Raw genomic sequence first — 18,506 nt, forward strand, 5'->3', positions numbered from 1 at the left:
CCGCCCTCGGGGTGCGCGCCCGCGACGCGTCCCGCCCTCACAGCACCGCTCCGGCCTCGAGCGCGGCGGCCACCTCGTCGGGGGTGGGCATCGCGGAGGAGCACTCCAGGCGGGAGGCGACGATGGCGCCGGCCGCGTTGGCGTGCCGCATGTTCGTCTCCAGGTCCCAGCCGGCGAGGAGGCCGTGGCACAGGGAGCCGCCGAAGGCGTCCCCGGCGCCGAGTCCGTTGAGGACGGTGACGGGCAGGGGCGGGACCTCGGCGGACTCTCCGGAGGCGCTGACCGCGAGGACGCCCTTCGGGCCCTGCTTCACGACGGCGATCTCCACCCCGGCGGCCAGCAGCGCGCGGGCCGCCGCGTGGGGTTCGCGGACCCCGGTGGCGACCTCGACCTCGTCCAGGTTGCCGACGGCCACCGTGGTGTGGCGCAGGGCCTCCGCGTAGAAGGGACGGGCCTCGCCGGGGTGGGTCCAGAACATCGGGCGCCAGTCCAGGTCGAAGACCGTCGTGGCGGAACGGGCCCGGTGGGCGAGCGCCGCGAGGGTCGCCGTACGGCTCGGCTCCTCGCTCAGCCCGGTGCCGGTGACCCAGAAGATCCGGGCGTCCCGGACCGCGTCCAGGTCCAGTTCGTGGGCGTCGATCTCCAGGTCGGGGGCCTTGGGCTGCCGGTAGAAGTACAGCGGGAAGTCGTCCGGCGGGAAGACCTCGCAGAAGGTGACCGGGGTCGGCAGCCCGGGGACCGGGGTGACCCAGCGGTCGTCGACGCCGAAGCCGCGCAGCGCCTCGTGCAGGTAGGCGCCGAACGGGTCGTCGCCGGTGCGGGTGATCACGGCGGTCCGCCGGCCGAGCCGGGCGGCGGCCACCGCGACGTTCGTCGCCGACCCGCCGAGGAACTTGCCGAAGGACGACACCTGGGCGAGTGGGACCCCGGTCTGGAGCGGATACAGGTCCACTCCGATCCGCCCCATGGTGATCAGGTCGTACGCCATCGGCTTCCCTTCGTCACGGCTCTCCCCGGCTTTCTAGTCCTGCCTCCCGGACCCTGTCAATATTTTGTCCAGACATTCGGACGAGAGCTTGACACCGCTTTCCACGGCCCCGCACGCTGACGGCCATGACGTCTTTGTCACCCTCCTCACTGTCCCGCATCCGGATCGGATCGGCGCCCGACTCCTGGGGCGTGTGGTTCCCCGACGACCCCCGGCAGGTCCCCTGGCAGCGCTTCCTCGACGAGGTCGCCGACTCGGGCTACGAGTGGATCGAGCTGGGCCCCTACGGCTATCTGCCCACCGACCCGGCGGTGCTCGCCGACGAGACCGCCCGGCGCGGCCTGAAGGTGTCGGCCGGCACGGTGTTCACGGGCCTGCACCACGGCCCGGCCGTGTGGGACAGGACGTGGGCGCACGTCTCCGACATCGCCGCCCTCACCCAGGCGATGGGCGCCCGCCACCTGGTCGTCATCCCGTCCTTCTGGCGGGACGACAAGACGGGCCAGGTGCTGGAGCCCTCCGAGCTGACCCCGGGGCAGTGGCGCGACCTCACCACGCTGACCGAGCGGCTCGGCCGGGAGGTGCGCGAGCGCTACGGGCTGACGATCGTCGTCCACCCGCACGCCGACACCCACATCGACAGCGAGGAGAACGTCACCCGCTTCCTCGACGGCACCGACGCCGACCTGGTCTCCCTGTGCCTGGACACCGGGCACTACGCCTACTGCGGCGGGGACAGCGTCAAGCTGATCGAGACCTACGGCGAGCGGATCGGCTACCTGCACCTCAAGCAGGTCGACCCGGAGATCCTGGCCGACGTGCGCGCACAGGGCACGCCGTTCGGCCCGGCCGTGGCGCAGGGCGTGATGTGCGAGCCGCCGGCCGGGGTGCCCGAGCTGGGGCCGGTGCTCCAGGCGGCGGGGAAGCTCGACGCGGACCTGTTCGCGATCGTCGAGCAGGACATGTACCCGTGCGACCCGGACAAGCCGCTGCCCATCGCCCGCCGCACCCGGGCGTTCCTGCGGTCCTGCGGGGCGTAGCCGGACCCTGGCCGGGCCGGCGGCGCCGGTCCGGCCCGCCTCATTGCTGCGGGCTCGTCACAAAAACCTCAGCCGTGTCACGCATGTCGCATCCGCGCGGGCGCTTGGTCACACGGGGGCGACAGGGGCTGTCCGATGGTCACCGAGCGTCGTTGACCGGGCACAGGCTGATCGCGAGCGCAGCGCCCGGCTCCCCCTGACGGCCGCCCCCCGGCCGCCGCCGCGGCGCGCGCGGGGAGGTGCCACATGACCGACCGAAGGCTCTGGTCCTACAAGGAGATCGCGGCGCACATCCGCGTCCAGCCCGACACCGTACGGTCCTACCGCAAGCACGGTCTGCTGCCCGCACCCGACCACGTGGAGGGCGGCAAGCCCTACTGGTACGCCGAGACCGTCCGCGCCTGGGTCGCCGCCCGACCCGGCAACCGGGGCCGCAGGCAGGGCTGACGGCATGGCCCCACCTGTGCCCCACGGCGCCGGTGGGGCACAGGTCGTGCCCCGCGGCCCTTCACCGAGGCCCCGGGAGTGGGAGGCCTCCGTTGCGGAAGGGCAGGGGGTACGCATCGGGCGTCCGCTCCGGCGGTGACCAGGTCCCGTGTCCAGGAGGTGCACCGATGACGACCCCGGCCGTGCGCGCGGCGCGCCTCTTGCGGGCCGGCCGCCGGTGACCTCGTACCCGCGCAGGCAGGCGACGACCGCCGCGCTCGTCAACGTGGTGATCAACTCGCTGATCACCTGGCTCGGCCGGCGCCGGAACGGGTTCGTCCCGCTCACCGGGAGCAGAGGCCTCACCACCGACGTCGTCGTGACCTCCCTCCTGCTGTCGCCGCTGGTCTCGCTGTTCGTCACCAAGGCCGTACGGCACGACCCGGCCACCGGACGCGTCGTGGCGACGGCGGGCCTCCCGGCGGACGCCTGGCGGCGCGGCTGCCCGCGCGGTGGTGGGCGCTCGGGCTGCCCATCGGGGCGGGGGCGGCCGTCGTCGCCGCCGTCGTGCCGCGGCTGCTCGGCGCCCTGGGGCTGTCCGGCCTCTCCCCGGCGGGATGCGTGGCGTTCATGGCCGGGTACACCGGCGTGCTCGGGTACGCCGTGACGCGCTGGGTGATCCTCCGCCAGTTCGCGGAGCACCGGGCGGGAACGCGGGGCACGGGCGGCTGAGTCCGCAGGCCGGCGGGCGTCACCGGCTCCAGGGCTCGATGACGGTGACCCCCGCTCCCGGGGCCGTGCCGAGGGCGGCGAGGGCCGCCGGGGCCGCGTCGAGGGGGATCGTGCGGGTGACCAGCAGCTCGGGGCGGAGCACTCCCGCCCCGACCAGTTCCAGCATCCCGGGGTAGGCGTGCGCGGCCATGCCGTGGCTGCCGAGGAGTTCCAGCTCCAGTGCGATCGCGCGGGCCAGCGGGACGGGGGTGGTGCCGTCCGGCGAGGGCAGCAGGCCCACCTGGACGTGCCGGCCCCGGCGGCGCAGCGAGCCGACGGAGGCCGCGCAGGTGGCGGGCGAGCCGAGGGCGTCGAGGGACAGGTGGGCGCCGCCGCCGGTCAGCTCGCGGACGGCCGCCGCGGTGTCCGGCACCCCGGCCGCGTCCACGCACCGGGCCGCGCCGAAGCTCCGGGCCAGCTCCAGGGCCCGGGGCGAGACGTCGACGGCGACCACCCGGGCGCCCGACGCCGCCGCGATCATCACCGCCGACAGCCCGACCCCGCCGCAGCCGTGCACCGCGACCCACTCCCCCGCCGCCACCCGGCCCTGCTGCACCACCGCGCGGAAGGCGGTGGCGAAGCGGCAGCCGAGGGCGGCCGCGGTGGCGTACGCCATCCCGTCCGGGATCGCGACCAGGTTGACGTCGGCGTGGTCGAGAGCGACGTACTGCGCGAAGGACCCCCAGTGGTGGAAGCCGGGCTGGGTCTGCCGCTCGCACACCTGCTGGTCGCCGGCCGCGCAGGACGGGCAGCCGCCGCACGCGCAGACGAACGGCACGGTGACCCGGTCGCCGGGCCGCCACCCGGTCACCCGCTCGCCCACCGCCTCGACCACGCCGGCGAGTTCGTGGCCCGGCACGTGCGGCAGGGTGACGTCCGGGTCGTGGCCCATCCAGCCGTGCCAGTCACTGCGGCACAGCCCCGTGGCCTCGACCCGCACCACGGCCCCGTGCCCGGCGGGCACCGGGTCGGGCACCTCCCGCACCTCGGCCGGCCCGCCGTACTCCTCGAACACCACCGCGCGCATCCGCCCTCGCATCCTCTCCACCGGGGCCGCACCGGCCCGTACCGGTCCGGTGGGACCGTACTAGTTCCAGTCCCAGGCCACGCCCACGTGCCCGGGCCGGATCTGCGGCTCCACGACGTGCACCGTGCCGTACGCGTTCAGGGTCAGGCTGTCGGCGTAGCGCGGCGGGGCCTGTGCCGAGGGCCGGCCGAAGCGCCGGCAGCGCACCGGCAGCGCGGTGCGGTCGAAGCAGACCTGGAGGGTGTAGCTGCCGCCCGCGTAGGTGAAGCCGCGGAAGTACTCGTGGCTCGGCTCGCCCGTGCCGTCCTCGAAGCGGTAGCGCAGCACCGCCGTCTCGCCCGCCGCGAGCCGCGCGTCGAACAGCAGCTCCGCGACCACCACCCCCGCCTCCGGCGCCCGCCGCACCCGGCCCGTCCGGCAGTTGTCCAGGCCCAGGACCCGCACGGCCGCGGTGTCGCAGCCCGGTTCACCGCAGTGGATCGCCACGTAGCGGTCCACGCCGTCCCGGTGGGCACGGACCACGTGCTGGGCCTCGCGGGAGGCGAGGTGCCGCGCGCGGTCGATCTCCACCCGCTCGTACTGCAGCACGGTGTGCAGCCCGCCGTCCTGCGGCGCCTCCAGCTCGGCGAGCAGCCGCTCCAGCACCGAGTCCGGGCCGACCAGTGCCCGCAGCGTCCGGGACACCGGGTGGTCGGCCGCCGCGCGCGGCCCGAGCAGCCGGGTCAGGGCGTGCTCCGGCAGCTCCAGCACGTCCTCCAGCGCGCTCACCGCGCGCAGCGACTCGGGCCGGTCCGGCCGGCGGACCCCGCGCTGCCAGTAGCTCAGGCTGGTCACGCCGACGTGGATGCCGCGCTGGGCCAGCCGGTGCCGTACCCGGTGCAGGGCCAGGCCGCGGGCGGCCAGCGCGGCCCGCAGCGCCTCCGGGAACGGGCCGGTGCGCAGCGCCTCGGCGAGCCGCGCCTCGGCCGCGCCGCGCGCGGCGGCCGGCGCGGGGCGGGCGGGCCGCTCGGCGGGGCCCGCGCCGGCACCGGAGTCGTCGGGGTCGTCGCGGTCCTGCGTCACGGAACCTCCTCTCCGCTCCGCCGCGTTCCCGCGCGACGTGAACATCCACTTTCCGGTCTGCGGCCGGGGCCGCCTGTCGCGAGGTCACCAGCGGCGAGGGCTGCGGCATTCACACCCGTGCACCCCTGGTTCACACCCGAACCGGCCTCCGGCTCCCAGCCGTTGACCGTACACAGTCACCGGTTGAATGCTCATCCGCAAGCGTCCGGACGCGCTCCTTCCGCCGTACCCCTCTCCAGGGAGGACCGCCCCCATGTCATCCACCGCTCCCCACCCGCCGCGGCCCGGCGGCAGACGCGGGCTCGCCCTCGCGAGCTGCCTGCTGGCCACCGCGCTGACCCTCGCCACGGCGAGCACCGCCGCTGCCGCCGCTCCCCCGCCGGCCGGCACGACCGCCGCGGCCGCCACCGCTGCCTCGACTTCCAGCGGCGCCAGGCAGCTGGACATCACCATGCAGGCCCAGCAGCGGTCCAACTGGTGCTGGGCGGCCAGCGGCGCCACCATCGCCGCCTGGTTCGGCCGCGACTACAGCCAGAACTCGTTCTGCGACGCGGCCTTCGGCTACAGCCCGGACACCAGCTGCCCCAACAGCCAGGCCACCCTCGCCGACGACCAGACGGCGTACGACTGGATGGGCCTGGACCCCGGCTCCTACGTCCAGGGCCGGCTCGGCTACGGCGGCGTGCAGAGCGAGATCGACGCCGGGCGCCCGGTGCAGACCCGTGTCCAGTGGAGCTCCGGCGGCGGCCACATGGAGGTGCTCTACGGCTACGACACCTCCCGGAACTGGGTGTACTGGGGGGATCCGTGGCCCGACGACTACCGCTACAACTGGGCGACCTACAGCTACTACACGAGCAACGCGGACTTCAGCTGGACGCACACGCTCTACGGGATCGGGGCGTGAGCGCGATGCGGCGTACCCGCGAACTCCGTGCGCTGATGCGCCCGGCCGCCGCCGGGACCCTGGCCGCCACCGCGCTCGTGCTCTGCGGCACCGCCTCGGCCACGGCCGCGCCCGCGGCCCCCGCCGTCCCGCACGCCTACAGCGCCGGCCAGATCGCCGCCGCCCGGGCGGCGGCCGGCGACGGCACCACCCTCGGCGTGCTGCGGCGCTTCTTCGCCCACGACCCGGACCCCGGCACCCCCGCCGCGCGACCGGACCGGACGGCCGGCGCGCCCCGTCTCACCGGCGCCGCCACCACCGTGTTCACACTGAACGCCGACTTCGTCGCGGGACGCGCGGGCGCACCGGTCGCCGAGCCGGCGTTCGTGGCCGCCGAGGCGGTCTCGGCGACCGGACAGCGGGCCTCGGTGTGGAGCGTGCGCACCGCGCACGGCTGGCAGGTGGTGAACATCGCCAGCGGCTCCGACGAGCCCACCTACGCCGCCCGGGCCCACGGCCACGGCACCGTGTTCCGCGAACCGCAGGTCAACGCCTGGTACCTGCTGCGCGGCGGCCGGGTGCTGCCGCTCAACACCGAGGCGCGGGCGGCCGTCGGCGCCCACGGCACCACCCTGACCGGCTACCGGCACCACGTCCGGGCGGCCTACGGCTCCCGACTGACCGGCTCCCGCTACGACCGGGACGGCTACGCCGGCGGCTTCGGCCGGGCGTCCGCCCGGGCCGCCACGAAGTCGGCCGAGGTGGTGGCGGAACGGACGGCGGCCGAGCAGGCGTCGCGCCCGTCCGGCGCGGACGCCGGCACTCTGGCCGGTCTGGGTGCCGCCGGTGCGGCGCTCGCCCTGGGCGTCGCCCTCGCCGGGCGGCGGCTGCGAGACCACGGGCCACGGTGACCTGACACACCGTGACCCGTCGGGAACGGGGGAGCGTACCGCGATGTCCCCACACGTCGTCGGCACGCACCGAGGGGAGGTCCGCCAACGGACCCACGCCACCGGGACCTCCCCTCCCCCGGTTTCCTCCGGGTTTCCCCCGGTCCTCACACCCGCGCGGGCTCCCGCTCCTCGGCGGGCGCGGCCGGTGCCTCGCCCTCGCTGAGCCCGAACCGCCGGTGGAAGCGGCGCAGCGGCGCCGGTGCCCACCAGGTGGCGCGGCCGGTGAGCCGCATGATCGCCGGGACCAGCAGGCTGCGCACGACCATGGCGTCCATCAGCACCGCGAGCGCGATGCCGAGGCCGAGCATCTTGGTGTTGGTCACCCGGGAGGTGCCGATCGCCACCATGACCACGGCCAGGATCACCGCGGCCGCGGTGATCAGCCCGCCGGTGCGCTGCAGGCCGTGCCGCACCGCCTCGTCGTGGTCGCCGGTGCGGTCGTACTCCTCCTTGATGCGCGAGAGCAGGAACACGCCGTAGTCCATGGAGAGGCCGAAGGCCACGCAGAACATCAGCACGGGCAGGGTGGTCTCGATCGAGCCGGAGCCGGTGAAGCCGAGCGCGCTGGACAGATGGCCGTCCTGGAAGACCCAGACCACCGCGCCGAACATCGCCGTCAGGCTGAGCGCGTTGAGGACGACGGCCTGCAGGGGTATGAGCACGCTTCCGGTGAGCAGGAAGACCAGCAGCAGGGTGACGACCGCGATGAACGCCCCGGCCCACGGCAGCCGTTCGGCTATCGCGTGCTTGGAGTCGACCAGGACGGCGGCCGTGCCGGTCACCTTGGTGGTGAACGGGGCCTTCACCGACCGCAGGTCGCCCACCAGCCGCTGCGCGGCGTCGTCCACGGCCTCGCCCCTCGGCTGCACCGTGAAGTAGGCCGTGTCGCCCTCGACCAGCGGGCCGTCGACGCGGACCACCTCGGGCAGCGCGGCCACCCGCTGCTTGTAGGCGGTGTACTGGGCCTCGGTGGCGCTGCCCTCGGCGAGGACTTCGAGGCCGCCGCCGGGGCTGCCGGGGAAGCCGTCGCGGATGTGCTGCTGGACCACGTGGGACTCGGCGCCCGACGGCAGCTGCCGGTCGTCGGCGGTGCCGAACTTCACGCCGAGGAACGGCAGTCCGAGGATCACCAGGAGGGCCGTCGTGCCGAGGGCGAAGAGAGGGGCGCGGCGCATCACCAGGCCGGCCGTCCTCGCCCAGGCGGCGCCCTGCTCCCGGGAGTCACGGCGGTCCCGGCGGAACAGGCGGCGCAGGTCCAGGGAGTTGACCCGGTGGCCGAGCAGCACGAGCGCCGCCGGGAGCAGGATGAGGGCGGCCGCCGCGGCGAGCAGCACCACGGCGATGCCGGCGTAGGCGAAGGACCGCAGGAAGTACTGCGGGAAGAGCATCATGGCGGCCAGCGACACCGCGACGGTGAGGGCGGAGAACAGCACGGTCCGCCCGGCGGTGCGCAGCGTCGTGCCGACCGCCGTCCGCGGGTCGGCGCCCGTGGACAGCTCCTCGCGATAGCGGCGGACGATGAACAGGGCGTAGTCGATGGCGAGGCCCAGGCCGAGGGCCGTGGTGAGGTTCAGCGCGAAGACGGAGACGTCGGTGAACGTCGTCAGGCCGCGCAGCACCGCGTTCGTGCCGAGGATGGCGACGATGCCGATGCCCAGCGGCAGCAGGGCCGCGATCGCGCTGCCGAAGACCATGACCAGCAGTACCAGGGTGATCGGCAGGGCGATCGTCTCGGCGCGGGTCAGGTCCTCCTTGATGATCGTCTGCATCTCGTGCCGGACCGCGACGACGCCTCCGACCTTCACCTCGACCGGGCCGTGCGTGCCCCGGTAGCGGGGCGCTATGCGGTCCAGGGTGCGGCCCATCGCGTTCTCGTCGCCGGTGATGCGGGCGGCGATCAGCGCCTCGTGGCCGTCCTTGGCGCGCAGGGCGCCGGCCGCGGCGGGGGCGGCCTGCCAGTAGGAGCCGACGCCGGTCACACCCTTCTCCCCGGCCAGCCGGGCGGCCAGTCCGCGGGCGGCGGCGGCGACCGCGGGATCGTCGACCGAGGCGCGCCCCGAGTCGACCAGGAGCAGCAGGTTGGGCTGGGAGCCGGGGAACTCGCGCTCCAGCGCCTTGGTGGCGTACGTCGACTCGGCGGCCGGGTCCTCCCAGCCGCCGCTGCCCAGGTGGTCCGCGACCCCGCTGCCGGCCAGCACGGCCAGCGCCGTGAGCACCAGGGCCACGAGCAGCGACAGGCGCGGGCGGGCGGTCACGAACCGGGTCCAGCCCCCGGGGCGCGGCGGCCCGTCCGGCGGCCCGTCCCCCTGGTGCGGTGCCGTGTTGACTTCGGTCATCGTGCGGTGTCCCCTTCACCGGGACCCATGTGTGTGCGGGCAGGCAGCACGGGTCGGTCATTGCCATAAAATGGCAAACACGAGAGATCGCTCGCGTTCCTCAAGAATGCGAGCGACCGCTCGTGTTTGTCAATCGCCTTCGAAGGGCTGGGGATCACGCGTGTCCGACACCTCGGAACAGGAGCAGCCGCGCCGCCGCCAGGCGCGCGGCGAGCGCCGCATCGCGCAGCTCCTCACCGCCGCCGCCCAGGTCTTCTGCACCACCGGCTACACGGCCGCCAGCACCAACGCGATCGCCCGCGAGGCCGGTGTCTCGCCCGGCACGCTGTACCAGTTCTTCCCGAACAAGGAGGCGATCGCGGTCGAACTCGGCGACCGTCTCATGCACGAGATGCGGGAGACCTACGGCGAGGTGCTCACCCCCGTCGACCCCGCCACCTCGCTGGAGGAGGCCGTCGGCTCGGCCGTCGACCGGTTCATGGCGTTCAACACCGAGCACCCGGTCTTCTTCGCCCTGATGCACGGCCCGGACGTGCCCGGCAGGATCGCCGACGCGCACGACCAGCTGCACACCACCCTGATCGGCCGCATCGAGGACCTGCTCGCCTCCCTGCTGCCGCGGAGCTCCCCGGCCGACATCACCCGCACGGCGCACGTCTGCCTCGGCGTCTACAAGGCCGGCCTGGAACTGGTCCTCGCCCACGAGGGCGCCGAGCGCACGGCCTACGTCCAGGAGGTCAAGAACGTGCTGACGCGCTACCTCCAGCCGCTGGCGGGCGACCGGCCCGGCGCCGCCTGACCCGTCGGGATCTCCCGGACTGCGGCGAAGGGCGTGTCTGCATAGGGTGCGGGATGAACAGCCCCGCAGGCGCCCAGGAGTTCCGAGGGGGACCGCCGTGACCCACTCCCCGCAGCCCGGCACACCCCGGGCCCGCATCCCCGGCCCTCAGCAGCCGCCACCGCCGTATCCCCGCATCGGCGCGGGCCTGTGGAAGCGCTGCCTGGGCGGCGGGCTCGCCCTGTGGGTGCTGATGGCCGCCGTGACCTGCGCGACCGGGACCGGGGCGCTGCTGCCCTCCTCGATCCTGCTCGGCGGCTTCCTGGTCCCGGTCTCCTTCGTGCTGTGGGCGTACGAGCGGCACGCGCGCGACCTGGGTGTCAGCGCGGTCCTCGGCTGCTTCCTGGCGGGCGGCGCGCTCGGCGTGTTCGCGGCCGCCGCGGTGGAGCCGTACCTGCTCCACCCCTCCCTGGGGACGTTCCTGGGCGCCGGCCTGCTGGCGGTGGCGGCGCAGCTCGGCGCGCTGGTGTTCGCGCTGCGCCGCCAGCCGGGCATCCGCGGGACGCGCGCCGGGCTGGTGCTCGGCGCGGCGGCCGGGTGCGGCTTCGCGGCCCTGGAGAGCTGCGGCTACGCGCTCGACGCGGCCCTGCGCGCGCCGGGCACCGGCCCCGGGACGCTGGTGGAGACGGAGCTCCTGCGCGGGCTGGCCGCCCCCGTCGGGCAGGGACTGTGGGCCGCGATCGCGGGCGGTGCGCTGCTGTCCTTCCGCCGTCCGAACGGGCAGTTCCGCCTCGCCGCGCCGGTCGTGCGCACCTGTCTCGGCGTCGGCGTGCTGCACGCTCTGTGGGACGCCTCGCACGGAGTCGCCGCCCGGCTGGTGGCCCGCCTGACCGCGACCGCCCCGCCCGCGCAGCCCTTCGCGCCGGGGCGCACGCTGTGGCCCGGCGCCGGACAGGGACACCTCTTCACGTTGTTCTCGGTCGGGAGCCTGGTACTCGTGGCCCTGCTAGGGGCCGCCTGGGCGCGCTCACTGGCGCAGCGGGACCTTCCGTGGAGGAATACCCCCTAGGGGTATACTGTTGGGAAGCGTGGGGTTCCACCGTCGGCCCCACCGGCCCCCCATGCGACGAGGAGTAACGACATGACCGCCCAGACCGACACTTCGGGCCACGTCACCACCGTCTACAAGGTGACCGGCATGAGCTGTGGCCACTGCGAGGGCTCCGTCTCCGGCGAGATCTCCGAGATCCCCGGTGTGACCTCGGTGAAGGCCGTCGCGTCCACCGGCGAGGTGACCGTCGTCTCCGAGGCCCCCCTCGACGACGAGGCCGTCCGCGCCGCCGTGGACGAGGCCGGCTTCGAGCTCGCCGGCCGCGCCTGACCGCAGCCGGACCCGAAAAGATTGTTCGCCTCGCCGACCGGGCCGTGCCGACCAGCCGATACTGGATCCGTACGGTCCGGTCCGATGTCTGGAGTACGGACATGACCAGCAGCACCACCGCAGCACCGTCCGGCGCCGGCGGCGCCACGGGCGCGGCCTCCGAGGTCGAGCTGATCATCGGCGGGATGACCTGCGCCTCCTGCGCCGCCCGGGTGGAGAAGAAGCTCAACCGCATGGACGGCGTGAGCGCCACCGTGAACTTCGCGACGCAGAAGGCGAAGGTCAGCCACGCTCCGGACGTCCAGGTCGCCGACCTGATCGCGACCGTGGTGAAGACCGGCTACACCGCCGAGGAGCCCGCGCCGCCGGAGCCCGAGCCGCGGGCCGGGGAAGCCGCCGGACGGGATCCCGAGCTCGCCGCCCTCCGCCACCGGCTGCTGGTCTCCGCGCTGCTCGCGGCCCCCGTCGTGCTGCTCGCCATGGTCCCCGCGCTGCAGTTCGACAACTGGCAGTGGCTCTCGCTGACCCTCGCCGCGCCGGCCGTCGTCTGGGGCGGCCTGCCCTTCCACCGCGCCGCCTGGACCAACCTCCGCCACGGCGCCGCCACCATGGACACGCTCGTCTCGGTCGGCACGCTCGCCGCGTTCGGCTGGTCGCTGTGGGCGCTGTTCTTCGGCGACGCGGGCATGCCCGGCATGCACGACGAGTTCCGCCTCACCGTCTCCCGGACCGACGGCGCCTCCACCATCTACCTGGAGGTGGCCGCCGGGGTCGTCGCGCTGATCCTGCTCGGCCGCTATCTGGAGGCCCGCTCCAAGCGGCGCGCGGGCGCGGCCCTGAAGGCGCTGATGGAGCTGGGAGCCAAGGACGTCGCCGTGCTGCGGGAGGGCCGCGAGGTCCGGGTCCCGGTGGCCTCGCTGGCCGTGGGCGACCGGTTCGTCGTACGGCCCGGCGAGAAGATCGCCACCGACGGCACGGTGGTGGAGGGCGTCTCCGCGGTGGACGCCTCGATGCTGACCGGCGAGTCGGTGCCGGTGGACGTCGGGCCCGGCGACCGGGTCACCGGCGCCACGGTCAACGCGGGCGGCCGGCTGGTGGTCGAGGCCACCCGGGTCGGCGCCGACACCCAGCTCGCCCGGATGGCCCGGCTGGTGGAGGACGCGCAGAACGGCAAGGCCGAGGTGCAGCGGCTCGCCGACCGGATCTCCGCCGTGTTCGTTCCCGTGGTCATCCTCATCGCGCTCGCCACCTTCGGCACCTGGCTCGGTGCGACCGGCGACCCGGTCGCCGCGTTCACCGCCGCCGTGGCCGTCCTGATCATCGCCTGCCCCTGCGCGCTGGGCCTGGCCACGCCGACCGCGCTGATGGTCGGCACCGGGCGGGGCGCCCAGCTCGGCATCCTCATCAAGGGCCCGGAGGTGCTGGAGTCCACCCGGCGCGTCGACACGGTCGTCCTGGACAAGACCGGCACGGTCACCACCGGCCGGATGACGCTCCAGGAGGTCTACGCCGCCGACGGCGAGGACGAGAAGGAGGTGCTCCGGCTCGCGGGCGCCCTCGAGCACGCCTCCGAGCACCCGGTGGCCCGCGCGATCGCCACGGGCGCCGAGGAGCGCGCCGGCACGCTGCCCGCCGTCGAGCACTTCCAGAACGTGCCCGGACGGGGCGTGCGCGGGCGCGTGGCGGGCCACGAGGTGGCCGTGGGCCGGCTGCACGGCGATCTCCCCGAGGAGCTGGCCCGGGCCCGGCGCGAGGCCGAGCGGAACGGCCGCACGGCCGTGACGGTCGGCTGGGACGGGCAGGCGCGCGGAGTGCTCGCCGTCGCCGACGCGGTCAAGGAGACCAGCGCCGAGGCGGTGCGCGACCTGCGCGCGCTGGGGCTCACGCCGGTGCTGCTCACCGGGGACAACCGCACGGTCGCCGAGGCGGTCGCGCGCGCGGTCGGCATCGGCCCCGGCGACGTGTACGCGGAGGTCCTCCCCGAGGACAAGGTGGAGGTCGTACGGCGGCTGCAGGGCGAGGGGCGCGCCGTGGCCATGGTCGGCGACGGCGTCAACGACGCGGCCGCGCTCGCCACCGCCGACCTGGGGCTGGCGATGGGCACCGGCACGGACGCCGCGATCGAGGCCGGCGACCTCACCCTGGTGCGCGGTGACCTCCGGGTGGCCGCGGACGCCATCCGGCTCTCCCGGCGCACCCTGACCACCATCAAGGGCAATCTGGTGTGGGCCTTCGGCTACAACGTGGCGGCGCTGCCGCTGGCCGCCGCCGGCCTGCTGAACCCCATGATCGCTGGTGCGGCGATGGCCTTCTCCTCGGTGTTCGTGGTGACCAACAGCCTGCGGCTGCGCCGCTTCCGGTAACTCCCCAAGGGTTACCGGCGGTTCGGTGCCGTGGATGTAAGAGTCCCCCTAGAGTCCTGCGCGAGCCTCACATAAGCTCTTCACAAGGCTCGCGCATCATCCTTACGCTTGAGTCTCGATCGGCGTATCGGGGCTCTTGCGCACCTATAGGACATATGCAAGAGACGCAGATCACAGTGATGCGAACGTAACCATCGAAGGGGTTCGAAGGTCTAAGTTGGCGATGTCAGACCAGCGTCTTGGGGGGCGCTGACTGGCATCTGGGGATGTCTTGGGGGACCTCCTCAGAGATGCGTTGCCGGGGCACGTACACCGGGAAGCTTTGAGCGGCCCTCCCTGCGTGCGCTGTCCCGGCAGATCGCACCGCATCACTGGAGTACGGCGGGTCCACCCGTCGTGCTCAGACAGCGATTCAGGCGCTGTCCTCTCCGAGCGCCCGGCCGGATCCCGTGGGGGGAATCCGCACCGGGACATGGGAAGGCGCCCTGGACGCCGGCCCGTGGGGGGACCGGCGCTCCAGGGCGCCTTCTTTTCCGCTTCGTGACGCGCGTGTCGTGACGCGCCAGTCGTGACGTGCGGTGTCCGCGTCGTGCGGTGCCGCGCCGTTCAGGCGGCGTCCGGAAGGCTCACGCGCTCCCGGACGCCCCGAACAGGACTCAGCGCTCCTCGACCGGAACGAAGTCGCGCTCGACCACGCCCGTGTAGATCTGGCGCGGGCGGCCGATGCGGGAGCCCGGCTCCTTGATCATCTCCTGCCACTGGGCGATCCAGCCCGGCAGGCGGCCGAGGGCGAACAGGACCGTGAACATCTCGGTCGGGAAGCCCATGGCCCGGTAGATCAGACCCGTGTAGAAGTCGACGTTCGGGTAGAGGCTGCGCGAGACGAAGTAGTCGTCGGAGAGCGCGTGCTCCTCCAGCTTCAGCGCGATGTCCAGCAGCTCGTCGGACTTGCCGAGGGCGGACAGCACGTCGTGCGCGGCGGCCTTGATGATCTTGGCGCGGGGGTCGAAGTTCTTGTAGACCCGGTGGCCGAAGCCCATCAGCCGGACGCCGTCCTCCTTGTTCTTCACCTTGCGGATGAAGGAGTCGACGTCACCGCCGGAGGTCTGGATGCCCTCGAGCATCTCCAGCACCGACTGGTTGGCGCCGCCGTGCAGCGGGCCCCACAGGGCGCTGATGCCGGCCGAGATCGACGCGAACATGTTGGCCTGGGAGGAGCCCACCAGGCGGACCGTCGACGTCGAGCAGTTCTGCTCGTGGTCCGCGTGCAGGATGAGCAGCTTGTCCAGGGCGGAGACGACGACCGGGTCGAGCTCGTACTCGTCCGCCGGCACCGAGAAGGTCATCCGCAGGAAGTTCTCGACGTAACCGAGGTCGTTGCGCGGGTAGACGAACGGGTGACCGATCGACTTCTTGTACGCGTAGGCCGCGATCGTCGGGAGCTTGGCGAGCAGGCGGATCGTGGAGAGGTTGCGCTGCTTCTCGTCGAACGGGTTGTGGCTGTCCTGGTAGAAGGTGGACAGCGCCGAGACGACCGAGGACAGCATGGCCATCGGGTGGGCGTCGCGCGGGAAGCCCTTGTAGAAGTTCTTGACGTCCTCGTGCAGCAGGGTGTGCCGCGTGATGTCGTCCTTGAACGTCGTCAGCTCGTCGACGGTCGGCAGTTCGCCGTTGATCAGCAGGTACGCCACCTCGAGGAAGGTGGAGCGCTCGGCCAGCTGCTCGATGGGGTAGCCGCGGTAGCGGAGGATGCCCGCCTCGCCGTCGAGGTAGGTGATGGCGGATTTATAGGCGGCCGTGTTGCCGTAACCGCTGTCCAGAGTCACCAGACCGGTCTGGGCGCGGAGCTTCCCGATGTCGAAGCCCTTGTCACCGACGGTGCTGTCGACCACCGGGTAGGTGTACTCGCCGTCGCCGTACCGCAGTACTACAGAGTTGTCGCTCACGTCTTCCCTCACCGACGTAGTGCCTCATCTTCGAGGTGCCCTGACTGTCTCTACCATCCCCCATTTGGCTCAGGAGAGTGCACTCGGGGTCGACCATTGGGCCTATCGGCGGCACTCAGTGCCGCCAACCTGCTCATCCTGCCCCCTCCGGCAGGCAACTGGAAGTGCTCTGTGACCTTCACGACTCATTTGATCGATCATTTTTTGGCGACCGGGGTCCGCGTCCCTGGTCGCGGGCGGTCAGGAGCCGCGCAGCCGGTGGTCCAGCGCCGTGCAGCGCCGGCCCGCCGACACCGTGCGCACCGCCTGTCCGATCGCCTTGCGTGAACCGACGAGGACGACCAGTCGCTTCGCCCGTGTCACCGCCGTGTACAGCAGGTTCCGCTGGAGCATCATCCACGCGCCGGTGGTGACGGGAATCACCACGGCGGGATATTCACTTCCCTGTGAACGGTGGATCGTCACGGCGTACGCGTGCGCCAGTTCGTCCAGTTCGTCGAATTCGTAGGGAACCTCCTCGTCCTCGTCGGTCAGCACCGTCAGGCGCTGGTCGACCGGGTCGAGCGAGGTGACCACGCCCACGGTGCCGTTGAAGACGCCGTTCTCCCCCTTCTCGTAATTGTTGCGGATCTGGGTGACCTTGTCGCCGACACGGAAGACCCGGCCGCCGAACCGCTTCTCCGGCAGGTCGGGCCGGCCGGGCGTGATGGCCTGCTGGAGCAGGCCGTTGAGCACGCCGGCGCCGGCCGGTCCCCGGTGCATCGGCGCGAGCACCTGCACGTCCCGGCGCGGATCGAGTCCGAACCTGGCCGGGAGCCGCCGCGCGGCCACGTCCACGGCGAGCCGGCCGGCCTCCTCGGTGTCGTCCTGGACGAAGAGGAAGAAGTCCTTCAGGCCGTCGGTGAGCGGATGCTGCCCGGCGTTGATCCGGTGCGCGTTGGTGACGACGCCCGACTGCTGGGCCTGCCGGAACACCCGCGTGAGCCGGACGGCCGGGACGGGGCCGCCGTCGGCGAGCAGGTCGCGCAGCACCTCGCCGGCCCCCACGCTGGGCAGCTGGTCCACGTCCCCGACGAACAGGAGGTGGGCGCCCGGCGGCACGGCCTTGACCAGCTTGTTGGCGAGCAGCAGGTCCAGCATGGAGGCCTCGTCGACGACCACCAGGTCGGCGTCGAGCGGCCGGTCCCGGTCGTAGGCCGCGTCGCCGCCGGGCTTGAGCTCCAGCAGGCGGTGGACGGTGGAGGCCTCGGCGCCGGTCAGCTCGGCCAGGCGCTTGGCGGCCCGCCCGGTGGGGGCGGCCAGCAGCACCTTCGCCCGCTTGGCGCGGGCCAGCTCCACGATCGAGCGGACGGTGAAGGACTTGCCGCAGCCGGGCCCGCCGGTGAGGACGGCGACCTTCTCCGTCAGCGCGAGCCGGACGGCGGCCTCCTGCTCGGGCGCCAGGTCGGTCCCGGTCCGGCCCCTCAGCCAGCCCAGGGCCCTGCCCCAGTCGACGTCCCGGAAGGCCGGCATCCGGTCCGCGTCCGTCCGCAGCAGCCGCAGCAGCTGGGCGGACAGGGAGAGTTCGGCGCGGTGGAACGGCACCAGGTACACGGCGGTGACCGGCTGCGGGTCCCCGTCCGGCCCCGGCACCTTCTCCCGTACGACCCCCGGCTCCTCGCCCTCCTCCCCCGGCCCGGCCAGCTCGGCGAGGCACTCGATGACGAGCCCGGTGTCGACCTGGAGGAGCTTGACGGCGTCGGCGATCAGCCGCTCCTCGGGCAGGTAGCAGTGGCCCTGGTCGGCGGACTGGGACAGCGCGTACTGCAGGCCCGCCTTGACCCGGTCGGGGCTGTCGTGCGGGATGCCGACGGACCGGGCGATCTTGTCGGCGGTGAGGAACCCGATGCCCCAGACGTCGGAGGCGAGCCGGTAGGGCTGGTTCCTGACGACCGAGATGGACGCGTCCCCGTACTTCTTGTAGATCCGCACCGCGATCGACGTCGACACCTCGACCGTCTGGAGGAAGAGCATGACCTCCTTGATCGCCTTCTGCTCCTCCCAGGCGTCGGCGATCTTCCTGGTCCGCTTGGGACCGAGGCCGGGCACCTCGACGAGCCTCTTGGGCTCTTCCTCGATGATCCGCAGCGTGTCCACCCCGAAGTGCTGCGTGATGCGGTCGGCGAACACCGGCCCGATGCCCTTGACCAGCCCGGACCCGAGGTAGCGCCGGATGCCCTGGACGGTGGCCGGCAGGACGGTCGTGTAGTTCTCGACGTGGAACTGCTTGCCGTACTGCGGATGCGAGCCCCAGCGGCCCTCCATCCGCAGGGACTCCCCGACCTGGGCGCCGAGCAGCGCGCCGACCACGGTGAGCAGGTCGCCGGCGCCCCGTCCGGTGTCGACCCGGGCGACCGTGTAGCCGTTCTCCTCGTTGGCGTACGTGATCCGCTCCAGGACGCCCTCGAGCACGGCGAGCCGGCGCTCGGCCGTGGGGTTCCCCGTGTGGTTGGACATGACCCGACGGTACCGGTGGGGTGTGACAGCGTTGCCCTGCCCGGGGAATCCGG

General features: G+C 73.3%; 15 protein-coding genes. 9 read left to right on the forward strand and 6 right to left on the reverse strand.

The window, feature by feature from the left end:
- Positions 1–37: 37 nt before the first annotated feature.
- Positions 38–988: a 5-dehydro-2-deoxygluconokinase gene (gene iolC / locus AQJ66_RS19260; RefSeq protein ID WP_061923456.1), complete on the reverse strand. Its 951-nt coding sequence runs from the start codon at positions 986–988 to the stop codon at positions 38–40.
- A 125-nt stretch (positions 989–1,113) separates the two neighbouring features.
- Here iolC and AQJ66_RS19265 point away from each other — a divergent pair, with 125 nt between their 5' ends.
- The 3 genes from AQJ66_RS19265 to AQJ66_RS38885 all read left to right on the forward strand — a co-directional run bounded on the left by AQJ66_RS19265 (position 1,114) and on the right by AQJ66_RS38885 (position 3,121).
- Positions 1,114–2,028: a sugar phosphate isomerase/epimerase family protein gene (locus AQJ66_RS19265; RefSeq protein ID WP_079060287.1), complete on the forward strand. Its 915-nt coding sequence runs from the start codon at positions 1,114–1,116 to the stop codon at positions 2,026–2,028.
- Positions 2,029–2,274: 246 nt separating this feature from the next.
- Complete coding sequence (locus AQJ66_RS19270) at positions 2,275–2,475, forward strand: helix-turn-helix transcriptional regulator (protein ID WP_061923461.1); 201 nt, start codon at positions 2,275–2,277, stop codon at positions 2,473–2,475.
- 217 nt (positions 2,476–2,692) lie between these two features.
- Complete coding sequence (locus tag AQJ66_RS38885; RefSeq protein WP_159052585.1) at positions 2,693–3,121, forward strand: hypothetical protein; 429 nt, start codon at positions 2,693–2,695, stop codon at positions 3,119–3,121.
- A gap of 84 nt (positions 3,122–3,205) precedes the next feature.
- On the opposite strand, the gene AQJ66_RS19275 is transcribed toward AQJ66_RS38885, so the two are convergent.
- The gene (locus AQJ66_RS19275) at positions 3,206–4,252 is read right to left on the reverse strand and encodes a zinc-dependent alcohol dehydrogenase family protein (RefSeq protein WP_061923463.1); all 1,047 of its coding nucleotides are present in this window, start codon (positions 4,250–4,252) and stop codon (positions 3,206–3,208) included.
- A 60-nt stretch (positions 4,253–4,312) separates the two neighbouring features.
- A complete protein-coding gene (locus AQJ66_RS19280) occupies positions 4,313–5,314 on the reverse strand; it encodes a hypothetical protein (protein WP_425264292.1) in 1,002 nt (333 codons plus the stop codon).
- Between the two features lie 253 nt (positions 5,315–5,567).
- Between AQJ66_RS19280 and AQJ66_RS19285 the strand changes: the two genes are divergently transcribed.
- Together AQJ66_RS19285 and AQJ66_RS19290 are read left to right on the forward strand one after the other, a co-directional pair.
- The gene (locus AQJ66_RS19285; RefSeq protein ID WP_061923466.1) at positions 5,568–6,221 is read left to right on the forward strand and encodes a papain-like cysteine protease family protein; all 654 of its coding nucleotides are present in this window, start codon (positions 5,568–5,570) and stop codon (positions 6,219–6,221) included.
- 5 nt (positions 6,222–6,226) lie between these two features.
- Positions 6,227–7,111: a hypothetical protein gene (locus AQJ66_RS19290; protein ID WP_244162874.1), complete on the forward strand. Its 885-nt coding sequence runs from the start codon at positions 6,227–6,229 to the stop codon at positions 7,109–7,111.
- Positions 7,112–7,257: 146 nt separating this feature from the next.
- Here the strand turns inward: AQJ66_RS19290 and AQJ66_RS19295 are convergent, their stop codons facing one another.
- Positions 7,258–9,489 carry an MMPL family transporter gene (locus AQJ66_RS19295; RefSeq protein WP_061923471.1) on the reverse strand — a complete coding sequence of 744 codons (2,232 nt, stop codon included), beginning with the start codon at positions 9,487–9,489 and terminating at the stop codon, positions 7,258–7,260.
- Positions 9,490–9,595: 106 nt separating this feature from the next.
- Here AQJ66_RS19295 and AQJ66_RS19300 point away from each other — a divergent pair, with 106 nt between their 5' ends.
- From AQJ66_RS19300 to AQJ66_RS19315, 4 genes are all read left to right on the forward strand, one after another.
- Complete coding sequence (locus AQJ66_RS19300; RefSeq protein WP_208611398.1) at positions 9,596–10,288, forward strand: TetR family transcriptional regulator; 693 nt, start codon at positions 9,596–9,598, stop codon at positions 10,286–10,288.
- A gap of 97 nt (positions 10,289–10,385) precedes the next feature.
- The gene (locus AQJ66_RS19305; RefSeq protein ID WP_061923476.1) at positions 10,386–11,336 is read left to right on the forward strand and encodes a PrsW family glutamic-type intramembrane protease; all 951 of its coding nucleotides are present in this window, start codon (positions 10,386–10,388) and stop codon (positions 11,334–11,336) included.
- Between the two features lie 72 nt (positions 11,337–11,408).
- A complete protein-coding gene (locus tag AQJ66_RS19310; protein ID WP_061923479.1) occupies positions 11,409–11,648 on the forward strand; it encodes a heavy-metal-associated domain-containing protein in 240 nt (79 codons plus the stop codon).
- 101 nt (positions 11,649–11,749) lie between these two features.
- Positions 11,750–14,011, forward strand: coding sequence for a heavy metal translocating P-type ATPase (locus AQJ66_RS19315; protein ID WP_061923481.1), 2,262 nt, complete (start codon positions 11,750–11,752; stop codon positions 14,009–14,011).
- Between the two features lie 656 nt (positions 14,012–14,667).
- Here the strand turns inward: AQJ66_RS19315 and AQJ66_RS19320 are convergent.
- Both AQJ66_RS19320 and recD2 read right to left on the reverse strand, forming a co-directional pair.
- Positions 14,668–15,957, reverse strand: coding sequence for a citrate synthase (locus tag AQJ66_RS19320; protein ID WP_061923484.1), 1,290 nt, complete (start codon positions 15,955–15,957; stop codon positions 14,668–14,670).
- Between the two features lie 240 nt (positions 15,958–16,197).
- On the reverse strand, positions 16,198–18,453 hold the full coding sequence (recD2, locus tag AQJ66_RS19325) for an SF1B family DNA helicase RecD2 (RefSeq protein ID WP_061923487.1): 2,256 nt from the start codon (positions 18,451–18,453) through the stop codon (positions 16,198–16,200).
- Positions 18,454–18,506 lie beyond the last annotated feature (53 nt).

This window comes from Streptomyces bungoensis, from assembly GCF_001514215.1.
Taxonomy (GTDB): domain Bacteria; phylum Actinomycetota; class Actinomycetes; order Streptomycetales; family Streptomycetaceae; genus Streptomyces; species Streptomyces bungoensis.